23 protein-coding genes are annotated in these 21,054 nt (G+C 75.3%); 12 read left to right on the forward strand and 11 right to left on the reverse strand.

Annotated elements, in window-relative coordinates; all coding sequences use genetic code 11:
* Nucleotide 1 precedes the first annotated feature (1 nt).
* Both AB0398_RS29895 and AB0398_RS29900 read right to left on the reverse strand, forming a co-directional pair.
* Complete coding sequence (locus AB0398_RS29895) at nucleotides 2–319, reverse strand: cupin (RefSeq protein ID WP_366378772.1); 318 nt, start codon at nucleotides 317–319, stop codon at nucleotides 2–4.
* A complete protein-coding gene (locus AB0398_RS29900) occupies nucleotides 319–1,584 on the reverse strand; it encodes an MFS transporter (protein ID WP_366378773.1) in 1,266 nt (421 codons plus the stop codon). Before AB0398_RS29900 ends, AB0398_RS29895 begins: the two co-directional genes overlap by 1 nt.
* A gap of 165 nt (nucleotides 1,585–1,749) precedes the next feature.
* Between AB0398_RS29900 and AB0398_RS29905 the strand changes: the two genes are divergently transcribed.
* Nucleotides 1,750–2,667 carry a LysR family transcriptional regulator gene (locus AB0398_RS29905; protein WP_366378774.1) on the forward strand — a complete coding sequence of 306 codons (918 nt, stop codon included), beginning with the start codon at nucleotides 1,750–1,752 and terminating at the stop codon, nucleotides 2,665–2,667.
* Here AB0398_RS29905 and AB0398_RS29910 read toward each other — a convergent pair.
* The 4 genes from AB0398_RS29910 to AB0398_RS29925 all read right to left on the reverse strand — a co-directional run bounded on the left by AB0398_RS29910 (nucleotide 2,597) and on the right by AB0398_RS29925 (nucleotide 7,018).
* Nucleotides 2,597–3,943: an amidohydrolase gene (locus tag AB0398_RS29910; protein ID WP_366378775.1), complete on the reverse strand. Its 1,347-nt coding sequence runs from the start codon at nucleotides 3,941–3,943 to the stop codon at nucleotides 2,597–2,599. The genes AB0398_RS29905 and AB0398_RS29910 overlap by 71 nt on opposite strands.
* 105 nt (nucleotides 3,944–4,048) lie before the next feature.
* On the reverse strand, nucleotides 4,049–5,698 hold the full coding sequence (locus tag AB0398_RS29915; RefSeq protein ID WP_366378776.1) for an acyl-CoA dehydrogenase family protein: 1,650 nt from the start codon (nucleotides 5,696–5,698) through the stop codon (nucleotides 4,049–4,051).
* Nucleotides 5,682–6,299, reverse strand: a complete 618-nt coding sequence (locus AB0398_RS29920; protein ID WP_366378777.1) for a TetR/AcrR family transcriptional regulator — start codon at nucleotides 6,297–6,299, stop codon at nucleotides 5,682–5,684. Before AB0398_RS29920 ends, AB0398_RS29915 begins: the two co-directional genes overlap by 17 nt.
* 134 nt (nucleotides 6,300–6,433) lie before the next feature.
* Nucleotides 6,434–7,018 carry a TMEM165/GDT1 family protein gene (locus AB0398_RS29925; RefSeq protein ID WP_366378778.1) on the reverse strand — a complete coding sequence of 195 codons (585 nt, stop codon included), beginning with the start codon at nucleotides 7,016–7,018 and terminating at the stop codon, nucleotides 6,434–6,436.
* Nucleotides 7,019–7,340: 322 nt separating this feature from the next.
* Here AB0398_RS29925 and AB0398_RS29930 point away from each other — a divergent pair, with 322 nt between their 5' ends.
* The 3 genes from AB0398_RS29930 to AB0398_RS29940 are packed head-to-tail and all read left to right on the forward strand — an operon-like array spanning nucleotide 7,341 to nucleotide 10,508.
* On the forward strand, nucleotides 7,341–7,958 hold the full coding sequence (locus AB0398_RS29930) for a TetR/AcrR family transcriptional regulator (protein ID WP_366378779.1): 618 nt from the start codon (nucleotides 7,341–7,343) through the stop codon (nucleotides 7,956–7,958).
* Nucleotides 7,955–9,394, forward strand: a complete 1,440-nt coding sequence (locus tag AB0398_RS29935; RefSeq protein WP_366378780.1) for an MFS transporter — start codon at nucleotides 7,955–7,957, stop codon at nucleotides 9,392–9,394. Before AB0398_RS29930 ends, AB0398_RS29935 begins: the two co-directional genes overlap by 4 nt.
* A 1-nt stretch (nucleotide 9,395) precedes the next feature.
* Entirely contained in the window at nucleotides 9,396–10,508 is a 1,113-nt protein-coding gene (locus AB0398_RS29940) for a PP2C family protein-serine/threonine phosphatase (RefSeq protein WP_366378781.1), read from the forward strand.
* Between the two features lie 33 nt (nucleotides 10,509–10,541).
* Here the strand turns inward: AB0398_RS29940 and AB0398_RS29945 are convergent, their stop codons facing one another.
* Both AB0398_RS29945 and AB0398_RS29950 read right to left on the reverse strand, forming a co-directional pair.
* Nucleotides 10,542–11,906, reverse strand: a complete 1,365-nt coding sequence (locus AB0398_RS29945) for an NtaA/DmoA family FMN-dependent monooxygenase (protein WP_366378782.1) — start codon at nucleotides 11,904–11,906, stop codon at nucleotides 10,542–10,544.
* The gene (locus tag AB0398_RS29950; protein WP_366378783.1) at nucleotides 11,903–13,024 is read right to left on the reverse strand and encodes an LLM class flavin-dependent oxidoreductase; all 1,122 of its coding nucleotides are present in this window, start codon (nucleotides 13,022–13,024) and stop codon (nucleotides 11,903–11,905) included. Before AB0398_RS29950 ends, AB0398_RS29945 begins: the two co-directional genes overlap by 4 nt.
* 584 nt (nucleotides 13,025–13,608) lie before the next feature.
* On the opposite strand from AB0398_RS29950, the gene AB0398_RS29955 reads away from it, so the two are divergent.
* Nucleotides 13,609–14,790, forward strand: a complete 1,182-nt coding sequence (locus AB0398_RS29955) for an alpha/beta hydrolase (protein ID WP_366378784.1) — start codon at nucleotides 13,609–13,611, stop codon at nucleotides 14,788–14,790.
* Nucleotides 14,791–14,804: 14 nt separating this feature from the next.
* Here AB0398_RS29955 and AB0398_RS29960 read toward each other — a convergent pair whose 3' ends face one another.
* Nucleotides 14,805–15,389, reverse strand: a complete 585-nt coding sequence (locus AB0398_RS29960; RefSeq protein ID WP_366378785.1) for a nucleosidase — start codon at nucleotides 15,387–15,389, stop codon at nucleotides 14,805–14,807.
* 207 nt (nucleotides 15,390–15,596) lie between these two features.
* Between AB0398_RS29960 and AB0398_RS29965 the strand changes: the two genes are divergently transcribed.
* The gene (locus tag AB0398_RS29965) at nucleotides 15,597–15,971 is read left to right on the forward strand and encodes a luciferase family protein (RefSeq protein WP_366378786.1); all 375 of its coding nucleotides are present in this window, start codon (nucleotides 15,597–15,599) and stop codon (nucleotides 15,969–15,971) included.
* A 78-nt stretch (nucleotides 15,972–16,049) separates the two neighbouring features.
* On the opposite strand, the gene AB0398_RS29970 is transcribed toward AB0398_RS29965, so the two are convergent.
* Entirely contained in the window at nucleotides 16,050–16,541 is a 492-nt protein-coding gene (locus AB0398_RS29970; RefSeq protein WP_366378787.1) for a PaaI family thioesterase, read from the reverse strand.
* A 101-nt stretch (nucleotides 16,542–16,642) separates the two neighbouring features.
* Here AB0398_RS29970 and AB0398_RS29975 point away from each other — a divergent pair, with 101 nt between their 5' ends.
* The 3 genes from AB0398_RS29975 (at nucleotide 16,643) to AB0398_RS29985 (ending at nucleotide 18,721) form a co-directional block, all read left to right on the forward strand.
* Nucleotides 16,643–17,116 (forward strand): helix-turn-helix domain-containing protein, encoded by a 474-nt coding sequence (locus AB0398_RS29975; protein ID WP_366378788.1) that lies wholly within the window; start codon nucleotides 16,643–16,645, stop codon nucleotides 17,114–17,116.
* A 123-nt stretch (nucleotides 17,117–17,239) separates the two neighbouring features.
* Complete coding sequence (locus AB0398_RS29980; protein ID WP_366378789.1) at nucleotides 17,240–18,127, forward strand: YhjD/YihY/BrkB family envelope integrity protein; 888 nt, start codon at nucleotides 17,240–17,242, stop codon at nucleotides 18,125–18,127.
* A gap of 99 nt (nucleotides 18,128–18,226) precedes the next feature.
* Nucleotides 18,227–18,721, forward strand: coding sequence for an NUDIX domain-containing protein (locus AB0398_RS29985; protein ID WP_366378790.1), 495 nt, complete (start codon nucleotides 18,227–18,229; stop codon nucleotides 18,719–18,721).
* 51 nt (nucleotides 18,722–18,772) lie between these two features.
* Here the strand turns inward: AB0398_RS29985 and AB0398_RS29990 are convergent, their stop codons facing one another.
* Nucleotides 18,773–19,303 carry a hypothetical protein gene (locus AB0398_RS29990; protein WP_366378791.1) on the reverse strand — a complete coding sequence of 177 codons (531 nt, stop codon included), beginning with the start codon at nucleotides 19,301–19,303 and terminating at the stop codon, nucleotides 18,773–18,775.
* 99 nt (nucleotides 19,304–19,402) lie between these two features.
* On the opposite strand from AB0398_RS29990, the gene AB0398_RS29995 reads away from it, so the two are divergent.
* From AB0398_RS29995 to AB0398_RS30005, 3 genes are all read left to right on the forward strand, one after another.
* Entirely contained in the window at nucleotides 19,403–20,044 is a 642-nt protein-coding gene (locus tag AB0398_RS29995; protein WP_366378792.1) for a DUF6629 family protein, read from the forward strand.
* Nucleotides 20,045–20,074: 30 nt separating this feature from the next.
* Nucleotides 20,075–20,296: a hypothetical protein gene (locus AB0398_RS30000; RefSeq protein ID WP_366378793.1), complete on the forward strand. Its 222-nt coding sequence runs from the start codon at nucleotides 20,075–20,077 to the stop codon at nucleotides 20,294–20,296.
* Between the two features lie 123 nt (nucleotides 20,297–20,419).
* The gene (locus AB0398_RS30005) at nucleotides 20,420–20,917 is read left to right on the forward strand and encodes a peptidylprolyl isomerase (protein ID WP_366378794.1); all 498 of its coding nucleotides are present in this window, start codon (nucleotides 20,420–20,422) and stop codon (nucleotides 20,915–20,917) included.
* The last annotated feature ends 137 nt before the right edge of the window (nucleotides 20,918–21,054 follow it).

Raw genomic sequence — 21,054 nt, forward strand, 5'->3', positions numbered from 1 at the left:
GTCAGTCGTTCACGGCGGTCAGGAGGACCACCGCGTCCTCCAGGGCGGTGAGCCCGTGCCGCTCCTTGGGGATCATGCGGAGCGTGCCCGCCCGCAGCTCCTCCGCCCGGTCGGCCGCCGTGAGGCTCACCCGGCCCCGCAGCACCTGGAGGCTCGCGGCGGGCGGCGCGTTGTGCTCGTCCAGGGACGTGCCCGCCGTCAGGGCGATGACGGTCTGCCGCAGCACTCCGTCGTGCATCACCAGATGGGCGCTCCGCCCGTGCGGCGCGGTGCGGGCCGCGGCCAGGTGCTCGTCGGCGAGGGCGGTGAGGTCCAGCATCATGACTCTCCCTGCGGGGTGCGCGGGTGGACGACCCCAGCCTCCCGCGTGCCGACGGAGCCGCAAGTCGGGACCGCCGGCCGCACCAGGGCCGTCACCAGGACGAGTCCGCCGACGCCGACGCACGCCCCCGCCGCGAACAGCGCGGCCGGCCAGCCGTGCGCCGCGTACAGCCACGTCCCGGCGAGCGACCCGGCCGCCCCGCCGCCGAAGGTGGCCAGCATGAAGACGGTGTTGACCCGGGCCGCCACCGCCCGGCCGATCCCGAAGATCCTGGCCTGGTTCGCCACCTGGCACGAGCCGACCCCCACCACGAGCAGGTTCGCCCCGGCCACCAGGGCCGCGGGGGAGTACGGCAGCAGGCCCGCCACCGCGAGCCCGAGCCCCGCGCACACCAGGCCCCCGGCGCCCACGGCCGCCGCCCCGTACCGGTCCGCCAGCGGCCCGGCCCCCGCCGAGAGCAGCGCCGCCGGCAGGGTGAGCACCCCGAAGAGACCGGCGGCCCCCGGCCCGTACCCGAGCGGCGGGGACGCCAGGTGGAAGGCGAGCACCGCCCAGAAGACGCTGAACGCGGCGAAGGCGCAGGCCCCGAGCAGCGCCGGGACCCGCAGCTCCCGGTGGGCCGCGAGGAGCCGGGGCAGTCCGGCCAGGAGCCTCGCGTACGACCCGCCGCCACGCTCGCCGGGCGGGCCCAGCCGCTCGGGCAGCCGGCGCGGCAGGACGCACAGCAGCACGGCCGTCGCCGCCGCGGCGACCACGTACGCCGTCCGCCACGTGCCGGTGGCGTCGGTGACGGCCCCCGAGACCGTACGGGACAGGGTGGAGCCCAGGGTGAGGCCGAGGCCCACCAGGCCCACGACCCGCCCCCGCCGCCCGGGATCCGCGAGCACCGCCGCCACCGGCGTGAGGATCTGCGGCAGCACCGTCGTGGTGGAGAGCGCGAGCGTCGCGAGCGCGAGGGTGACGATGCCGGGCGCCGCCGCGGCGACGAGCAGCGCCGCACAGGTGAGGGCGAGCAGCACCGAGGCGAGGCGCCGCAGCCGCGCGGTGTCGGCGAGCGGCACGAGCAGCAGGATGCCGAGCGCGTACCCGAACTGCGCGGCCGGGGTGATCAGGCCCGCCGTCCGCTCCGGCACGTCCAGACCGCGCGCCACGGCGGCGAGCAGCGGCTGCGGGAAGTAGAGGTTGGCGACGGCGACCGCCCCCGCCACGGCGAGGAGCGGGACGTTCGGGGACGGTGCGAGGGGGCGTGCGGAGGGAGCCACGGAACCTCTTCCGTAGGGGCTGGGGGAGGCCTCCAGGCTCCCCGGTGACGACCCGCCGGAACAAGCTGTCATCATGGAACCGGCGTTGAGCCCCGCTCAACGATCGCGACGCCCGGCCGGGGTGGCCGGTGAACGATCGCGACGCTCGACCACGAGGGGGGGACGGTGCTCGAACGGTACGAACTGGAGGCCTTCCTCACGCTCTCCGAGGAACTCCACTTCGGCCGCACCGCCGAACGCCTCGGCGTCTCCACCGGCCGGATCAGCCAGACCGTCAAGAAGCTGGAGCGGCGCGTCGGCACCCCGCTCTTCGCCCGCACCAGCCGCAGCGTCCGGCTCACCCCCGTCGGCCGGACCCTGTACGAGGACCTCCTGCCCGCGTACCGGCAGCTCCGCGCCGCCGTGGAGCGCGCCACCGCCGCCGGACGCGGCGTCCTCGGCGGGCTGCGCGCCGGCTTCGTCACCCCCTGGGGCGGCGAGCTCCTGACGGCCGCCGCGGACGCCCTCCTCGCCGCCCACCCCGGCTGCGAGGTCACCGTCCGCGAGGTCCCCCTCGACGGCGGGGTGCGGGCCCTCCTCGACGGCATGCTCGACGTCCAGCTCGCCGCCCTGCCCGTCCGCGAGCCGGGCCTCACCACCGGCCCCGTCGTCCTGCGCGACGACCGGGTCCTGCTCCTTCCCGCCGCCCACCCCCTGGCCGGCCACCCCTCCCTCGGTCCGGAGGACCTCGCCGGCCTGCCCCTGATCGCTCCGACGGGCACCCATCCCCGGTACTGGCTCGACCACCACTACCCGCGCCGCACCCCCTCCGGAGCCCCTGTCGGCCGGGGTCCGGCCGCCGCCACCTGGCAGGAGGTCCTCTCCCACGTGACCGCGGGACGGGGCGTCGCCCCCGGTGCGGCGCGCGGCGCCCGCTATCACCCCCGGCCGGGCGTCGCCTACGTACCCCTGCGCGACGTCCCGCCGCTCTCCTACGCCCTGGTCTGGCCCACGGCGGCCGACTCCGCCCTGCTCAGGGCCTATGTGACGGCGGTCGCCGCGCCGGGAGCCGACCGCCCGCGTCGGGACTCTCCTCCGGGATGACGAGCGCTCCCCTCAGATGGTCGTACGCCACGTGCGCGTGCAGCCGGACACCGGTGACGAGGGCGGAGTCGTCGGCGTAGAAGCCCGGGTTGTGGTTGGTCACCAGACCGCGCCCGCCCTCCACGGGGACCGGCCGGCCCGACGCGTCCAGGGCCGCGTCCTGGACGCCGAGCGTCACGTACAGGCCGCCGAACCGCCGTACGAACTCGGAGACGTCGTCGTACCCGAGCGTCCCGCCCGTCTCCACCACGCGCTCCTCGCCGACCACCCGGCGGAAGGTCGGCAGCCCGGCCGCCACCCACGGCCCGCTGTTGTGCACGGGCGGCACGGGCTGGAGGTACTCCGCCGTGGCCGTCGCCCCGTACGCCGCCGCCGAGTGTTCCACGAGCGCCGTGAGCCGCCGCTGCACCTCCGTCATGTCCGACTCGACGGCGGTGCGGATCGTGCCCCACAGCGTCACCGTCTCCCCGACGATGTTGAAGCGGCCGACGTCCTCCACGTGCCCGATGGAGACCGTGACCGGGTCGAAGGCCGAGACCTGCCGGTAGAGCTGGCCGATGCCCGTGAGGACCGCGCCGACCGCCGGCATCGGGTCGACGCCCTGCCAGGGCGTGGAGCCGTGCGTCTGCCGGCCGGTGACGACGACCCGGACGAGCGTGGACGCGCCGTACTGGTTGCCGATCCTGTACCCCACGTACCCCTTCGGGTACGGCGTCACGTGCATCCCGAAGACCATCGTCGGCACCGGACCGGCGAAGGCGCCCGCCTCGACCATCGCCCGCGCACCGCCCTCCTCGGTCACCGGCGGGCCCTCCTCGGCGGGCTGGAAGACGAACAGGACGGTCCCCGGCAGCCGGTCGCGGACCCCGGAGAGGACCGTCGCCGCGCCGAGCAGCATCGCCGTGTGGCAGTCGTGGCCGCAGGCGTGCGACACGGGGAACGGGCCGCCCGGGTAGTCGGCGTCCACCACCTCCGAGGCGAAGTCCGCCCCGCACAGGTCCCGCACCGGCAGCGCGTCCGTGTCCGCCCGCAGCGCCACGACCCGTTCGCCCGCCGCCCCGCCGCGCAGGACCCCCACGACCCCGTGGCCCGCGATGCCCGTGCGGACCTCGTCGATGCCGAGGGAGCGCAGGTGGTCCGCCACCAGACGGGCCGTGTTCACCTCACGGTTGGACAGCTCCGGATGCCGGTGGAGGTGGTGCCGCCAGGACACCACCCGCTCCGCCGTCCCGGCCGCCCGCGCGTCCAACTCCTCGTGCATCGCCCCGCTGTCCAAGAGGACTCCTCCCTCGCGCTCCGACGTGCCCCCTCAGCCTGCCACCGGAAGGCGGCGGGGGCACGGCGGGAACGCGGCGGAGAAGGGCCCCCGCGGACCGTCCTGTCAGACCGCCGCGTCCGGCCCGCTCCGCTCGATGATCGCGGCCGTGTCCAGGCCCGCGGGGAGCGTGCCGAAGGCCAGGCCCCGGTCGCCGTCGAGCCGCGAGGCGCAGAACGCGTCCGCCACCGCCGGGTTCCCGTGCCGTACCAGCAGCGAGCCCTGGAGCACGAGCGCGAGCCGCTCCACGAGCCGCCGCGCCCCGTACGCCACCGCGTCGGGATCGCCGAGCCCGGCCAGCTCCTTACGGAGCCCGGCGACCGCCGCGTCCAGGCGCCGGTCGGCGCCCGCGCCCCGGTCGACCTCCGCGAAGAACGCCTCCACCGCCAGCGGCTGACGGGCCATCGCCCGCAGCACGTCGAGCGCGGCCACGTTCCCCGACCCCTCCCAGATGGAGGGCAGCGGCGCCTCCCGGTAGAGCCTCGGCAGGCCCGAGTCCTCCACGTAGCCGTTGCCGCCCAGGCACTCCAGGGCCTCGGCCGCGTGCGCGGGCGCCCGCTTGCACACCCAGTACTTGGTGACCGCGAGGCCGAGCCGCCGCAGCTGCTCCTCCTCCGCGTCGCCGCGCGCCGCCCGGTCCACCGCCCCGGCCAGCCGCAGCGCCGCGAGCGTGGCCGCCTCCGCCTCCACGGCCAGGTCGGCCAGGACGTTCCGCATCAGCGGCTGGTCGACGAGCCGCGCCCCGAACGCGCCGCGGTGCGTGGCGTGGTGGACCGCGTGCACGAGCCCGAGGCGCATCCCGGCCGCCGAGCTGATCGCGCAGTCGAGTCGCGTCATGTTGACCATCCGGATGATGGTCGCCACCCCGCGCCCCTCCTCGCCGACCAGTCGGCCGAGGGCGCCCTCGTACTCGATCTCGGAGGAGGCGTTCGACCGGTTCCCCAGCTTGTCCTTCAGGCGCTGGAGGCGGATCGCGTTACGGGTGCCGTCGGGCAGGACGCGCGGCACCAGGAAGCAGGACAGGCCGCCCGGCGCCTGCGCGAGGGTGAGGAAGACGTCGGACATGGGGGCCGAGGTGAACCACTTGTGACCGGTCAGCGCGTACAGACCGGGCTCGCCCGCCGGGACCGCCCGGGTCGTGTTCGCCCGGACGTCCGAACCGCCCTGCTTCTCGGTCATCGACATCCCGGCGATGATCCCGCGCTTCTCCGTCGGCGTCCGCAGCCCGAAGTCGTACGACGGTGAGGTGAGCAGCGGCTCGTACACCTCGGCGAGCTCCGGCTGGGCGCGCAGCGCGGGCACGGCGGCGTACGTCATTGAGACCGGGCACAGATGACCGGCGTCGGCCTGCCCCCACACGAACACCTTGGCCGCGCGCGCCACGTGGGCGCCGGGCCGCTCGTCGGCCCAGGGCGCGCCGTGCAGCCCGTGCCGCACGGCCACGTCCATCAGGGAGTGCCAGTACGGGTGGAACTCGACCTCGTCGATCCGGTGGCCGTACCGGTCGTGGGTGTGCAGCACGGGGGAGTGGCGTTCGGCGAGCCGCCCCCACTCCTGCGCCTCGGCGCCACCGGCCCGTACGCCCAGCTCGCGGACCTCCGCCTCGGCCCAGCCGGCGCCCTCCCGGCGCAGCGCCTCCAGGAGGGCGGGGTCGGCGGAGACGTCGTGACCGGTCAGCGGGGGGACCTGGTTGGTGACCTCATGCGTGGTCGGCATCGGGGACTCCCAGTGCTCGCAGGGTGAAGGTGACGAGTGCGGGTACGGTGCCGGGCCCGACGGACCCCTCCGCCAGCGGGCCGACGAGCGCCTCGGCGCCCGCCCCGACCAGCGCCGAGGCCGTCAGGACGGGGTCCTGGGGCGGCAGCTCGCCCGAGCGGACGCCCTCCTCGACGCGGGCGGCGAAGACGTCCCGGAAGGCGCGCCGGAAGACGAGCCGCTCCGCGTCCACGGCCGGGTCGACGGGCTCGGCGAGCAGCGCGTAGGCGAGGCGCGGCGACTTCAGGGCGCGCTGGGCGAAGGTCTCGACGACGGCGACCACCCGCTCGGCGGCGGAACGGTGCCCGGGGTGCCCGGCCGCCTCGGAGACGGCCGCCACCTCCCGGCCCACCACGGTCCGGAAGAGCTCGACGGCGAGTTCGGACTTGCCGTCGAAGTGGCGGTACACGCTGCCCGTGGCGATCCCGGCCCGGGCGGCGACGGCCGCCACGGTGCACCCCGCGTAGCCCTGCTCGGCCAGCAGCCCGAGGGCCGCCTCGACGACGGAGGCGCGCTGCGCGTCGAGCCGGGCCTGGACGGCGGGGGTGCGTCGGTAGGGCATGGAAGGAGTGAAGCAGTGATTCACTGCTTCATCAAGGGTCCGGACGGGCGGGGGCGAAAGGACTGCCCCGCCGTCCTGCGGAGGACGGCGGGGCAGTGGAGAGGGTGTCGGCCGGTGGGTCGACGGGGCCGGTGTCAGCCCGTGAAGACCTCGGTGAGCGACCAGATCGCCAGGCCCGCCATGCACACGCCGCCGACGCGCTGGACGGTCTTGAGGGGGACGCGCTTCGCGATGAAGCGGCCCGCGATCAGGGCGAGGGCGGAGACACTGGTCAGGGCGGCGAACGCACCGATCGCCGTCGACCAGGTGCCGTTGGTGGCGGCCAGGTTGGCGGTGGTGATCTGGGTCAGGTCGCCCCACTCGCTGATGAACACGGCCATGAAGGCAGTCGAGAAGACGGGCCAGAAGCCGGTGACCGTCCGGCCGCCCGTGTCGTCGTTCTCGTCGTCGCCCCCGCCGCGCAGCAGCATGAAGGCGCCGAAGCCGAACATGAGCGCCGAGACGAGTTTGACGATCCAGCCCGGCAGCAGCCCGAGCAGGCTGCCGGCGCCCACCGCGATGGCGACGTGCGCCAGGAAGGCGGTGGAGGTGCCGATCCACACGTACAGGGGACGCATGCGCGTGCCCATGGCGAGGGACGCGAACATCGTCTTGTCGGGAAGCTCGGCGAGGAAGATCAGCCCGAAGGCGGTGAGGATCGCCAAGGGGTCGAGGTGCATACCGGGGCTCTCTGCTCGGTCCGGGCCGCCGGGCCCCGCGCGACACCTCGGTGGGCGACGGGAGGACCACTCGGCCCGGCATGACGGACCGTGCCCACGGAAGCGCGGACGCGGTTGATGCCTGGCCGAAGGTCTCGCCCGTCCACGTCCTGCGTGGACCCGGTCACCGGGAACCCGGGGGTTCCAGTGTGTCGACGACCGGTTCGCAGGGCTACTCCCCTTCGCTGCCGTCCAGTGTAGCGGACCGGGGCGCGAGGGTGAGTAGACGGTGTCTACTCGGATTCAGTAGACACCGTCTACTCAAGCTTGGTAGACAGTGTCCATGCCTATACGGAGAGATCAAGAAGGTCGCGAGGAAGACGGCCACGAGGACGACGGGTTGCGCGCGCGGCTCGTCCGGACCGGCGTCGAGCTCGTGAACGCCGAGGGCGCCCAGGCCCTCTCGCTGCGCGAGATCGCCCGCCGCACCGGCGTCTCCCACGGCGCGCCCCGCCGCCACTTCCCCACCCACCTCGACCTCCTGTCGGCCATCGCCCGGCAGGGCTTCGCCGAACTGTCCGCCCGCGTCACCGCCGAGGACCGCGAGGACGCCGGGCCGCGCGAGCGGATCGCGCTCCTCGTCCGCGTCTACCTCGACTACGCCGGATCGCGGCGCGGCATGTACGAGCTGATGTTCCGGCACGACCTGCTGGAGAGCGGGCGGCTCGGGCTGCGCGAGACGAGCCTGCCGCTCTTCGCCCGGCTCGCCGAACTGGTCGCCCGCGTCCGCCCCGACGCCGACCCCGTCACCACCGCGGGCGCCCTCTGGGCCAACCTGCACGGCATCGCCCAGCTCTGGCACTGGGGCAGCCTCCGGCTCGCGACCGGCGGCACCGACCCCGCCCCGCTGCTCGCGGCCGCCCTCGACGCCCACCTCGGGCCCGCGGAGCCGGCCCCGTGAACCGGCGCCGCACCCCCGTCCTCGCCTGCAGCGTCGTCGGAGCCGCCGTCGTCGCCCTCGACGGCACGGTCCTGACCGTCGCCCAACCCGCCCTCCAGCGCGACCTGCACGCCGACGTCGGCCAGGTCCAGTGGACCAGCACCGGCTACCTCGTGGCCGTCGCGAGCCTCCTGGTCTTCGCGGGCCGCCTCGGCGACCGCCACGGCCACCACCACGTCTTCGCCGCCGGCGCCCTCGGCTTCGCCGCCGCCTCCGCCGGTGTCGCCCTGGCCCCCGGGATCGGGGCCGTGATCGCGCTGCGCGTGCTCCAGGGGGTGTGCGGGGCGCTGCTCCAGCCCGCCACCCTCGGCATGCTGCGCACGGCCTTCCCGCCCGACCGGCTCGCGACCCCGATCGCCGTCCGCACCGCCGTCATCGGCCTCGCGGCCGCCGCCGGGCCGCTCGTGGGCGGTGCGCTGGTCTCCGCGTACGGCTGGCGCTCCGTCTTCCTCCTGAGCGTTCCGCCGACCCTCGCCATCGGCCTCCTGGCCCTCACCGCCGGGGAGCCGCGCTCCCGGGGACGAGAGGCGGAAGCCTCCCACCGGGCGGCCTCCGGCCTCGCCGCGCTCGACCCGCTCGGCGCCCTGCTGCTCGCCGTGGCCCTGGGGCTGCTCGTCCACGGGCTCGTCGAGGCCGCGCGGCCCGGCGGCGCCGCCTCCGGTGCGCTCGCGTGCGCCGGAGCCGCCGTCGCCGGGATCGCCCTCGCCCGGCACGAGCGCCGCGCCCCCCACCCCCTGCTGCCCCCGGAACTGCTCGGGAGCGTGCCCGTCGTCGCGGGGGTCGCCGCCCTCCTCGCCGCCTCGGCGGCCCTCTTCGGCTCGCTGTTCGTGGCGACGTACTTCCTCCAGGACGTCCAGCGCCTCGACCCCCTCACCTGCGCGCTGCGCGTCCTGCCGCTCGCCCTCCTCATGGTGCTCGGCGCACCGCTCTGCCCGCCCCTCCAGCGCCGCTTCGGCCCCCGCCGCACGGCGACGGCCGGCGCCGTCCTCCTCACGCTCGGCGTCCTGCTGCTCTCCCGCCTGGACGCCACGGCCGGGGCCCTCCCCATCGGCCTCTGCTCCGCCCTCCTCGGCGCCGGCTTCGTCACGCTCATGGTCACCGCCACCTCCGTCGTCGTGCACCGCGCCCCCGAGGCCCACGCCGGAGTCGCCGGAGGCCTCCAGCAGACCGCCATGAACGTCGGCCCGGCGCTCGGCGTCGCCACCGCGACCCTCCTGCTCACCCTCGTACCGCACGGAGGATTCGTACCGGCCGAGGGCGCCGCGCTCCCGGCCCTGACGGCGATCGCCGCCCTCGCGCTGCCCGCCGCCCTCGCCCTCCCCGGCACCGCCCGCCGGAGGACACGCCCGGAGCCGGTCCCGCCCCGCCCCGGCCGACGGCCCTGCGTACGATCATGAAATGCCCGCAGCCGGTCCCCGCAACAGCCCAGGCACGGCGACGCGCACCCAGCTCACCATCGGTCGCGCCCTGCCCTTCCTGGTCCTGCTCCTGACGGCCCTCGCCGATCTGCTCACCCCCGACCAGGAACGCTTCGACCGCCTCCTGGTCGCCGCGCCCGCCCTCGCCGCCGTCACCTGGAGCGTGCGCGGGACGGTCGGCATCGGGCTGCTCGCGATGGCGGTCCGCGTGCTGCTCGGCCTCGACCGGGGCGGGGACCCCCTGCCGGATATCCTGGCGAGCGAGACCGTCCTCGCCGTCGTGACCGCCGCCTCGGCCTGGGCCAGCAGGGTCCGCACCCGCCGCGAACGGGACCTGCGCGAACTCACCGCCGTCGCCGAGGTCGTCCAGCGGGTCGTACTCCGTCCCCTGCCCCGCCGTCTCGGCCGGTTCGAACTCCACCTGCTGTACGTCGCGGCCGCCGCCAAGGCCAGGATCGGCGGCGACTTCTACGAGGCCGTCAAGGTCCCCGGAGCCGTGCGCGTCATGCTCGGCGACGTCCAGGGCAAGGGGCTCGGGGCCGTCGAGACCGCCTCCGTCCTGCTCGGCGCGTTCCGCGCCGCCGTCCACGACGCCGAGGACCTGGCCGTCCTCGCGGACCGCCTCGACGAGGGCCTCGCCCGCTACGGCGCCTGGGACCCGGACTCCGACGCGGCCGAACGCTTCGCCACCGTCGTCCTCGTGGAACTCCCCGACGACCGGGACGTCGTACGGCTCCTCAGCCGCGGCCACCCGGCCCCGCTGCTCCAGCACGGGGGCGGGGTCGAGCCGGTCCGCTTCGCCGACCCCTCGCTCCCCGTCAACCTCGCGGGCCTCGCCGAAGGGCGCCACCGCGTCGAGGAGGCCCCCTTCGGCCCGGGGGACCGGCTGCTCCTCTACACCGACGGCGTCAGCGAGACCCGCGACCGGGCGGGCGCCTTCTACCCGCTGGAGGCACGCCTGCGGAGCTGGGACCGGGAACCCTCCGCGGGCCTCCTGGAACTCCTCCGCCGCGACCTCACCGCCTACGGCGGCAGGGGCCCCGACGACGACGTGGCCGCCCTCCTGGTGGTCCGCCCGCCCGACGCCCCCTGAACGCCGGGCGGTTCCCGGTCCCGCCTCCCGCCGTCACACCGCCGGGGCGAGTCCCAGGTGCTCCCGGAGCGTCGTCCCGGTGTACGCGGTCCGGTACACGCCCCGCTCCTGGAGCTCCGGCACCAGCAGCTCCACGATGTCGTCGAGGCCGTCCGGCACGAGGTACGGCGAGATGTTGAAGCCGTCCAGGGCACCGTGCCGGACGAACCGCGCGAACTTCTCGGCGAGCCCGGCGGGAGTCCCGACGTGCCCGCGCTGCGGACCCAGCTCGATCACCGTCTCCCGCAGCGACCAGCCGTTGGCCCCGGCCTTCGCCCGCCACTCGGCCACCACCTCCCGGGGATCCTCCACCCAGCGCGTCCCGAACTTCCCCTGGTCCTCGGCGACCACCGGGTCCTCGGCGGGCAGCGGCCCGTCGGCGTCCCGCCCGGACAGGTCGAAGCCCCACAGCCGGCTCGCGATGCCGAGCGCCACCGCGGGCGTGACCTGTTCGAGGCGCACCCAGCGGGCCTTCTCCTCCGCCTCCTTCTCGGTCGCCCCGACGACGATCTCCGTGCCCGGCAGGATCCGCAGCGCGTCCTCGGCCCGGCCGACCGCCCGCAGCCGCCGCCGGACGTCCTCGGCGAAGGCGAGGGCGTCGTCGAAGTCCGTGCCGTGCGCGGAGAAGATGACGTCCGCGTTGCGGGCCGCGAAGTCCCGGCCCTCGCCTGAGTCGCCCGCCTGGAAGATCACCGGATGCCCCTGGGCGCTGCGCGGCAGGGTCGGCACCAGGTCGACGTCGAACTGGGCGCCCTCCGCCCGTACGCGCCCCACCGCCCCCGGCACCGACCAGGAACGGGCCTCGGCGGAGTCCGCCACCGCGCCCTCCGCCCAGCCGTTCCACACGGCGCGCGCGACGGACAGGAACTCCTCGGCGCGCCGGTACCGGTCGGCGTGGTCGAGGAACCCGCCGCGCCGGAAGTTCTCGCCGGTCCAGGCGTTGTGCGTGGTCACCACGTTCCAGCCGGCCCGGCCGCCGGAGAGCAGGTCGAGCCCGGCGAGCCGCCGGGCGAGGTCGCCCGGCTCGTTGTAGGTGGTGTTGGAGGTGGAGACGAGCCCGATCCGCTCGGTCGCGGCGGCGAGCGCCGACAACTGGGTGATCGAGTCCGGCCGGCCCGCCACGTCCAGTTCGTGGACGCCTCCCCGCGACTCGCGCAGCCGCAGGCCGTCGCCGAGGAAGAAGGCGTCGAAGAGCCCGCGTTCGGCGGTCCTGGCCACCCGCAGGAAGGAGGCCGGGTCGATCTGGGAACCGCTGGACGGGTCCGACCAGATCGTCCAGTGGTTGACCCCCTGGAAGAACACCCCGAGGTGCAGCCGCGCGTCCGGGCGCGGGACGTCGTGCGGATCGGTGCGGGTCATCGGGTCTCCTCCGGAACGGGCGCGGCGGCGCCGTCGGTCGTGAAGCGGCTGAGGGGCCGGGGGAGGCCCAGGGAGGTGCGGAGGGTGGTGCCCGGCAGGGGCCGGGCCGCGAGCCGCCGCACGAACAGCTCGGGCAGGACGAGCCGGGAGAGCACGGCGAGGTCCTCGTCGAGGACGAGCGGCCGCAGCCGCACCCCGTCGACGCGCCCGCCGAGCTCCGCGAGCAGCTCCACCAGACCGGCGGCCGGACCGGTGTACCGCAGCCGCCCGGGGCGGCCCTCCCACGGTGCGTACCGCTCCAGGTCGGCGATCCGCTTCCGCGCCGTCTCGCGCGGGGTGTCGAGGGCCACCTCGACCTCGGCGAAGGCGAGCGGCGCACCGGCGGCCGATGCCGCCGCGCCCGCCTCGGCCGGGGTCGGTCCGTCGACCAGGGCCACGTCGACCAGCTCCGCCGGGACGAGACCGGTAGGCGCCAGGACCACGGGCCGGCCCTGCGGCGGACGCGGCACGATCGACGGCCCCTTCACCGAGTACGTCTCGCCCGCGAAGTCCACGTAGTGCAGCCGCGACCGGTCCAGGTACCGGCTGGTGGCCACCGACCGGATCACCGCGTCGTCCTCCCACGAGTCCCACAGGTCCCGTACGACCCGGAGACCGTCGCGGGCCTCGCGGGCGATCGCGTCGGCGCCCTCGACGACCGGGCGCCCCCAGGCGCGCGCGGCGGCCGGATCCTCCTCGGTGCCCACCACCCAGCCGGCCCGGCCGGCCGAGACGTGGTCGAGCGAGGCGATCTGCGAGGAGACGTGGAACGGCTCGGCGTACGTGGTCGCGAGGACGGGGGCGATGCCGAGGACGCTCGTCGACGCGGCCGCGAACGCGGCCCGTTCGACCGCGCCGATCCGGCCCACCGGGCCGGTGCCGTCGGCGGAGCCGGGCGGCAGGACCGAGTCGTCGAGGGTGACCAGGGTGAACCCGGCGTTCTCGGCGGCGGCCGCGGTCCGGGCGAGCCGGCGCGGGCTCAGCAGCTCTCCGGGGGTGTGCGCGGCACGGCGCCACGCGGCGGGATGGGCACCGTCGCCGTCGATCTCGACGGCCAGGTGCAGGGCGGGCTGGGGCATGGGAGTCCTTCCGAACGGCAGGGGCGCACGGCGGCACGGCAGCGGTGCGGGACACGGCTGCGCGGGGCCGGGCGACGGGACGTCACGGGGCGCGCGGACCCGGGCGTGGCGGGATCGCCGCGAAGTCCCGCGCCGGGCGGGCGACGGGACGTGCGGGCCCGCGGGGCGGGGTCAGGCGCGAGGGGAAGGACAGATGGCCGAGGCGGTGCGGCAGAAGTCGACGTGCCGACGGCAGACGAGGCGGGCACCCGCCCGGACCGGGGCGTGCGGCGCCGTGGTCGCTGCGAGCACGTACGCCTCCCCCCGGGTCCCGGCCCCGCCCGGACGCGGACGGAGACTCCTCACCATAGGCAGGCGGCCTTCCGCCCTGTCAAGGTCGTCTCGCCGCCGGAGCCGCACGGGGCCGCCCGGCCGGTCGGCACGTCAGAAACGGTGCGGAGGAGGGGAGTCGAGGAGGGCCGGGCATCGGAACCAGGGGGTGTACCCGTGGGGGACGGGCACGCCCCCGTCTCAGACCCGAGGTTGATCGAAAGTGGGCCCACGGGCGGACGCGCCGTACCGCTCCCGGCGCCTACCGTGCCCGCATGACTCGACTCACCAGGGCCGTCGCGGCCACCGCTCTCGCCTGTTCCCTCGCTTTGACCGCCGGAGTCGCCACCGCGACCGCCGCCGACGCCCCCGCCCCCGGCGCGCGTACGGCGGCCACGCATCCGGCGCGGCCCGCCGCCCTTCCCGCGCCCACCGGACCGCACGCCGTCGGCAGCACGGTCCTGCCGCTGGTCGACCGGTCCCGCACCGACCCCTGGGTGCCCACCGCCGACGGGCGGGCGCTGATGGTCACGCTCCACTACCCGGCCGCCCGTTCCGGCGGCGGCGGCCCCGCCCCGTACGCCACCCGGGAGGAGGCGCGGCTGCTCGCCGAGCAGCTCGGGCCCGGCGTCTCCGGCGACGTGCTCGCCCGGACGCGCACCCACAGCGGGACCGACGCCCGGCCCGCTCCGGGCCGCCACCCCCTGGTGGTGCTTTCGCCGGGCTTCAGCGTCTCCCGCTGGACGCTCACCTCCCTCGCCGAGGACCTCGCCTCGCGCGGCTACGTCGTCGCCTCCGTCGACCACGCCTACGAGTCGTTCGGGATCAGCCTCCCCGGCGGCCGCACCCTCACCTGTGTCGCCTGCACGGCCCTCGACGAGGGCGGGGTGCACGGGAGCGTGGTCACCACGACCCGCGCCGCCGACGTGCGGTACGTCCTGGACCGGCTCGTCGGTCCCCGGTCCGTCTGGCGGCACGCCGACATGATCGACGCCCGCCGGATCGGCATGGCGGGCCACTCCATCGGAGGGGCGAGCGCGGCCACCGCGATGGTGGCCGACCGGCGCATCGACGCCGGGATCAACATGGACGGCGCCTTCTGGGAGGAGCTTCCGGCGGAGGGCCTGCGGGGCCGTCCGTTCCTGATGCTCGGCACCCACGACGAGACGCACCTGCCGGGCGGGGCCGACACGAGCTGGGACCGGACGTGGTCCGCGCTCGACGGCTGGAAGCGCTGGATCACCCTGGCCGGGTCGGACCACTTCTCCTTCTCGGACGGCCCGGTGATCTCGCGTCACTTCGGCCTGCCCGAGCCGGAGCTGCCCGCCGACCGGGCCGTCGCCCTCACCCGGACGTACGTCTCGGCCTTCTTCGACCGGCACCTGCGCGGACTCCCGCGCCCGGTCCTGGACGGCCCGTCCGCGGCCAACCCGGAGGCGCACTTCCAGAACCCCTGACCGGGGCCTGCCCCTCAGGAGCGGTACGGAACGTTCTGAGCCGCCCAGTCGGCCAGGATCCGCGCGCATCCGGCGACCGATTCGCGCCAGGTGCGCGCGGCGCCCTCGCCGGCCTCGTCGCTCACGTGCTTCACGACGCGCAGCGGCACCCCGGCGACCTCGGCGACGTGCGCGAGGGCGTACCCCTCCATGTCGACGAGGGCCGCCTGCTCCGCGAGCCGGGCGCGGGCGGTCTCGTCCGAGATGAAGGTGTCGCCGGTGGCCAGGACCACGTCACCGCCGTCCGGCAGCGTCAGCGGCGCCCCGTACGACTCTCCCGTCAGCATGGCGAGCAGCCGCCCGTCGAAGTCGTGCTGCACCACCGTGCCGACGACGTGCGTCCCGGTCAGGCCCGGCCGCAGCGCCCCGGCCGTCCCCAGGTTCACGATCCCGGACGGCCGGGGCCCCCGGCCGAGCACGGTCGCCAGCGCGGTCGCGGCGTTCACCTTGCCCATGCCGGTGAGCAGCACCGGCAGCCCCGCGTCGAGGAACTGCGCCTCCTCCTTGACGGCGAGCACCAGCAGGGGGCGGTCGCCCGTGATCTCTCCCAAGAGTTCCATGGGCGCCACGCTAGTTCGAGGACCCGTCCGGCGTACAACCGGGACGCCCGGAGCCGCCCGCCCCACCGTGACACACGGTCACTCCCTCCCCACGCGCCGCCGTGACGCGCGGCCGCGAGGGCCCTTCCAGCGACCTGTTTCGGACGCAGGCCGGATTCTTGCCGCAGGACGCTTGTGCGCGGCCCCGGCGCCCGGCACGCTCCTCGTATGAACACGGCCAGGCATGCCAGTGAACGTCTGATGAGCTGGCCCTCGCTGACCCCCGGCCGTGCCCACTGCGGCGCCGAGGTCGGACTGGGCACCGCGACGCAGGAGATCGTGCACTTCCACGGTGAGCACGAGGCCGACGTCCACCTCACCCGCGCCATGATCGCCAGGCTGCGCCCGGCCCTCCTCGGGTCGAGCGCCGTCCGTCTGCGCGCCGGGTCCGGGTGGGTGACGGTCCGTCTGGACATGGGCTCCGACATCGACCTGCTCGCCACCCTGGTGAGCGCGGCCCTCCAGGCCAGCGGCGTCCCCGACACCGTCCCGGACGGCTGCACCCGCACCTGCCCGGTCCCCGGCGTCCGCCGAGGCCTCTGAGCCGACGCGCTCCGTCCGGTCCGTGTCGCGCGACGCGGAGTCCTGGGGCCTGTCCGACCCTGATCCGCCGGACAGGCCCTAGGCCGGGATCGGGAACAGCATGCACGTGCTGGTCGCGTGGCCGAGCAGCCGGTCCTCCGCGTCGTACAGCCCCGCCTCCGCGAGCGACGTGCGGCGCCCCCGGGTCAGCACCGTGCCGACGGCCCTGACCTTGCCGGTGGCGATCGTGATCGGGCGGAGGAAACGGGTCGACAGGTCGAGCGAGGTGTACGCCGTCCCCCGGGGGAGCGTGGAGTGCACCGCGCACCCGGCCGCCGAGTCGAGCAGCGTCGCGTACACGCCGCCGTGCACGCTCCCGATCGGGTTGTAGTGCTCCTCGGCCGGTTCGAAGGAGAACACCACCCGCCCGTCCCCGACCTCTTCGAGGGTGAAGCCGAGGAGTGCGGCGACCGGCGGTCCGGGCAGCCGCCCGGCGGCGATCTCCCGCAGGAAGTCGAGCCCCGCCATCGTCCCCGCCGCCCGCGCGGAGGCCGCGGGATCCTCCCACTCGACCGTACGCGTCCGTCCCACGACCACACTCCGCTCACTCCGACCTGCTGACTTTGCATACCGAAGCTAGTTGTCCGGAAAGCTGACTGTCAACGACGCAGCCAGGTGGTTAGAGTGGGACGATGAAGTGGCTGGAGACGGACACGGAGAACTGCTCGGTCCGGCGCGCCCTGGACCTGGTCGGCGAGAAGTGGACCCTGCTGATCCTGCGGGACGCGTTCAACGGCGTGCGCCGCTACGACGAGTTCCGCCGGCACCTCGGGCTCTCCGAGGCCGTCCTCGCCGACCGCCTCCGCAAGCTCGTCGCGGCGGAGGTCCTGCGCGCCGAGCCCTACCGCGAGCCGGGCGCCCGGACGCGGTACGAGTACCGGCTCACCGCCAAGGGCGTCGACCTCTGGCCCGTGCTCCTCGCGCTCAAGCAGTGGGGCGACGCCCACGTGGAGGCTCCGGGAGGCCCCGTCCTCGACATCCGCCACGCCGACTGCGGAGCCCCCGTCCGCGTGGTCGTCCAGTGCGAGGGCGAGGAGCGGGCCACCCTCTCCGCCCGCGACGTCACCGTCCGCCCCGGCCCCGGCGCCCGCCCCCTCCCCGCCTGAACCTCCTTCCGGCGCCCACTTCCCGCCCTTCCGGGGCCCGGCCCCCTCCCTCCGGACACCCGCCCCACCCGTTCGGCGGCACCCCCGCGATGCCGCGCCGCCCGGCCGGGTACCTCACGAGGCATGCCCTCCACATCCGGTCCGCCGCACGACGGTGCCCCCACCGAACACGGCCACTGGTTCCGACGGGTCCACGACCGCGTCGCCGCCTCCCCCGTCGGCCTCGCGTGGAACCGCGGCCGCGCCATGGAACTCATGCACCGCGCCATGGGCTTCGCGGCGCTCAGCCTGCTCACCCTCGTCCCCCTCCTCATCGTCGTCGCGGCGGCCGACCTCGCCAGGGGACAGGGCTTCGCCCGCTGGCTCGTCCAGGGCCTCGGCGTCACCGAGGTCTCCCAGGAGGAGGTCGAACAGCTCTTCGGCCGGCCGGGTCAGGCCCTGCAACGCACCACCGCCTTCGGCCTCGCCGCCCTCGCCGCCTTCGGCGTCACCTTCGGATCCGCCGTGCAGACCGGGTACGAACGGGTCTGGGACCTCCCCACGGCCCGCTGGCACACCATGTGGCGGCACGTCGTCTGGCTCGCCGTCCTCGTCGCGGCCCTCCTCGTCTTCGTCGCCTTCCCCGCCCCCGAGGACGCCCCGGCCCTCACCACCGCCGCCGTCGCCGTCGGCGACACCCTCGGCACCTTCCTCTTCTTCTGGTGGTCCCAGCGCTTCCTGCTCTGCGGACGCATCCGCTGGCGCGCCCTCCTCCCCGGCGCCGTCCTCACCGCGCTCGGCCTCCTCGGGCTGCGGATCTTCTCCCAGCTCGTCTTCTCCCCCCTCATCGCCTCGAACGCGGTGACGTACGGCCAGTTCGGCACCGTCCTCGTCCTCCAGTCCTGGCTCGTCGGCGTCGGCTTCGTCGTCTACGGCGGCGCCCTCGTCGGCCGCCTCGTCCACGAGCAGCTCGTCCGGCGCCGCCTGCGCCGCCTCCTGCACCGCCCCGGAGGGCCCGCGGGCAGGGCCTGATCACACGATCCGGTGATCCGCCCGCGAGCGGCCGGTCCGCGCTTCCGCGACCGCTTGGATGGAGGCGACCCCATCGGCCCGTCGAGAGAGAGCCGCCCCATGGCGAATATCTGGCTGCCGCCCGTCGAGTACGTAGCGACCCTGCCGAGAGCGACGGCCTACGCCTGCCTCTACTTCACCGACACCAGGGGCCGCCCCCTCCAGCTGCGCGCCACCTACCACTCCCGGATGTGGCAGTGGCCCGGCGGCAACATGGACCCGGGGGAGACGCCCTGGGAGACGGCGGTGCGCGAGTGCCGCGAGGAGACCGGCATCGTCTTCACCGGCGAGCCCCGGCTGCTCGGCACCCACTTCACGACCGACCGGGGCGACGCCTGGCCCGCCAACCACATCGGCTTCGTCTTCGACGGGGGCGAACTGACGGACGAGCAGATCGCCGCCGTCGTCCTCGACCCCGGCGAACACAGCGAGTACCGCCTGCGCACCCTCGACGAATGGGAGCGGGAGATGGACCCGGCCGAGTTCGCCCGCCTCGCGGCGACCGACCGCGCCCGGCGGACCGGAATCCCCCTGTACGTGGAGACCGGCTCGTAGGAAAGGCACGCGCGTGCCGGTGCGGCCGACCGGCCGCACCGGCGGCGCGCCTCAGGACCGGCAGCCCACCGGATGGGCGATGTCGACCACGAGTCGCTCCGGCGCGTGCAGCCGGAAGGTCTTGTGGACCGGCTTGGCGTCGAAGGCCGCTCCGACGGTGACCACGCCCTCGAAGTCGCCCGTCAGCGCGACCCCCTTGAGCGCGGGCAGGGAGACCTCGGCCAGCCGGGGGCCCCGGTACACGGACCTTCCGGCGCCGTCGTGGGCGGCGGCGGGGGAGAGCCTGATCTCCAGGAAGTACCTCCCCGGCAGTGGGACCTTTCGTCCCGAGCCGTCCTGGTACAGGGCGGAGACCTGGCGCACGGTGACCGCGGGCACGGCGCCCCGCACGTCGATCACGAGCCGGTCGAAGGCCGCGTGGCCGCCCCAGCGGGCGTCGACGACCAGGGCCGTGGACGGGGCGGGCCCGCTCCGGGGCGGGGTGCCGGCCGCGCCCGCCGGGATCGTGGCGCCGATCCCGGCGGTCAGCAGGACTCCCGCGGCGACGGCGGAGACGGCGGCGAACGCATGACGGTGCTGCATGACGTCCCCCATTTCCTGGTGCTCGGGGACAGTGATGTCACCGGGAGAGACATCCGCCACGGCCGTACGGTTCCACCCGATATGGGGTAGAAGTGCGCTATGTGCTGGAGCGCGACGGCCGACCTCTGGGCGGGCCTCGGGATCGGCGCCGTGGGCGTGGCCTCCCTCGCCTCCGTACGGCGTCCCGGGGACGCGCCGCTCGCCGCCCTGCCCCTGCTCCTGGGCGCCCACCAGGTCGTGGAGGCCGCCGTCTGGCACGCCGGCGGCGGATCCGGGCCCGCCACCCTCGCCTGGGCCGTCATCGCCCTTCCCCTGCTGCCCCTCTGGCTCTCCGTCGGCGTCCTGACCGCCGCCCGCCCCGCCGACCGGCCGCGCCTGCTCGTACCGCTCGCCGCCGGTCTCGCGACCGCCGGCGTCCTGGCGCACCGGCTCGCCACCGGCCCCGTCACCGCCGAGATCCGCGGCCGCACCCTCGGCTACGTCGTCGACCTGCCGCACGCGCCGCTGCTCCTCGCCGCGTACCTCCTCGCCACCGTCGGCGCCCTGCTCCTCGCCCGCGACCGGCTCCTGCGGCTCCTCGGGCTCCTGGCCGGGGCCGGAGCCGTCGTCTGCGCCCTCCTGTGGACCACCGAGTTCGTCTCCACCTGGTGCGCCCTCGCCGCCGTCGCCTCCCTGCTGCTGCTCGTCTGGGTACGGGGCCGGACCGGGCCCGATCCGCGTCCGATCCGGGAAAGCCCGTAACCCCTCGGCCGTTCGGCAGTTGACCCGGGCATGAAGAAGCGCAGCATGCTCGCCATCGCCTCCCTCGCCGCAGGTGTCGTCACCGCCCTCATCACACCTCCGCCGCAGGCCAACGCCGTCGTCGGGGACAACCCCGTCGGCAGCCCCCTCGGCCTCCTCCAGGAGGACAAGGGCGCCGAGTCCGTCCTCCAGGACACCGTCCAGGGCGCCGGGGGCGCCCTCCAGTCCCCGGAGACCGGCGGACTGCTCTAGGACCTGTCCGGCGGTGCGAACGGTGCCCCGCGCTCCCCACGGGCGGCGGGGCACCGGCGCGCCGTGACACGGCCGGAGGCAGCCCGTGCGCACCCGGTGCGCGAGTAATGACAGGATGTCCCCATGAGCGACAACGTTTACTTCGACATCACCATCAACGACGAGCCCGCGGGCCGCATCGTCTTCCAGCTGTTCGACGACGTCGTGCCGAAGACCGCGCAGAACTTCCGCGAGCTCGCCACCGGCCAGCACGGCTTCGGTTACGCCGGTTCCCCGTTCCACCGCGTCATCCCGCAGTTCATGCTCCAGGGCGGCGACTTCACCAACGGCAACGGCACCGGCGGCAAGAGCATCTACGGCGAGAAGTTCGCGGACGAGAACTTCCAGCTGAAGCACGACCGCCCGTTCCTGCTCTCGATGGCCAACGCCGGCCGGAACACCAACGGCTCGCAGTTCTTCATCACCACGATCGTCACCGACTGGCTCGACGGCAAGCACGTCGTCTTCGGCGAGGTCGTCGAGGGCCAGGACCTGGTCAAGAAGATCGAGGGCCTCGGCTCCCCCTCCGGCTCCACCAAGGCCTCCGTCAAGGTCGCCGAGTCCGGCGTCGTGAAGGCCTGATCGCCTTCCGGAGCTGAGCGGAGGGCCCCGGGCCCCCGCTCACCGACCCCGGCCGGGGCGGGAACGCGGTCCCACGGACCCGTGTTCCCGCCCCGCCGCGTTCCCGAAGCCCTGAAGGCCGGGCCGCTGCCCCGGGG

The sequence above is a fragment of the Streptomyces sp. NPDC086147 genome (genome assembly GCF_040702165.1).
GTDB lineage: Bacteria > Actinomycetota > Actinomycetes > Streptomycetales > Streptomycetaceae > Streptomyces.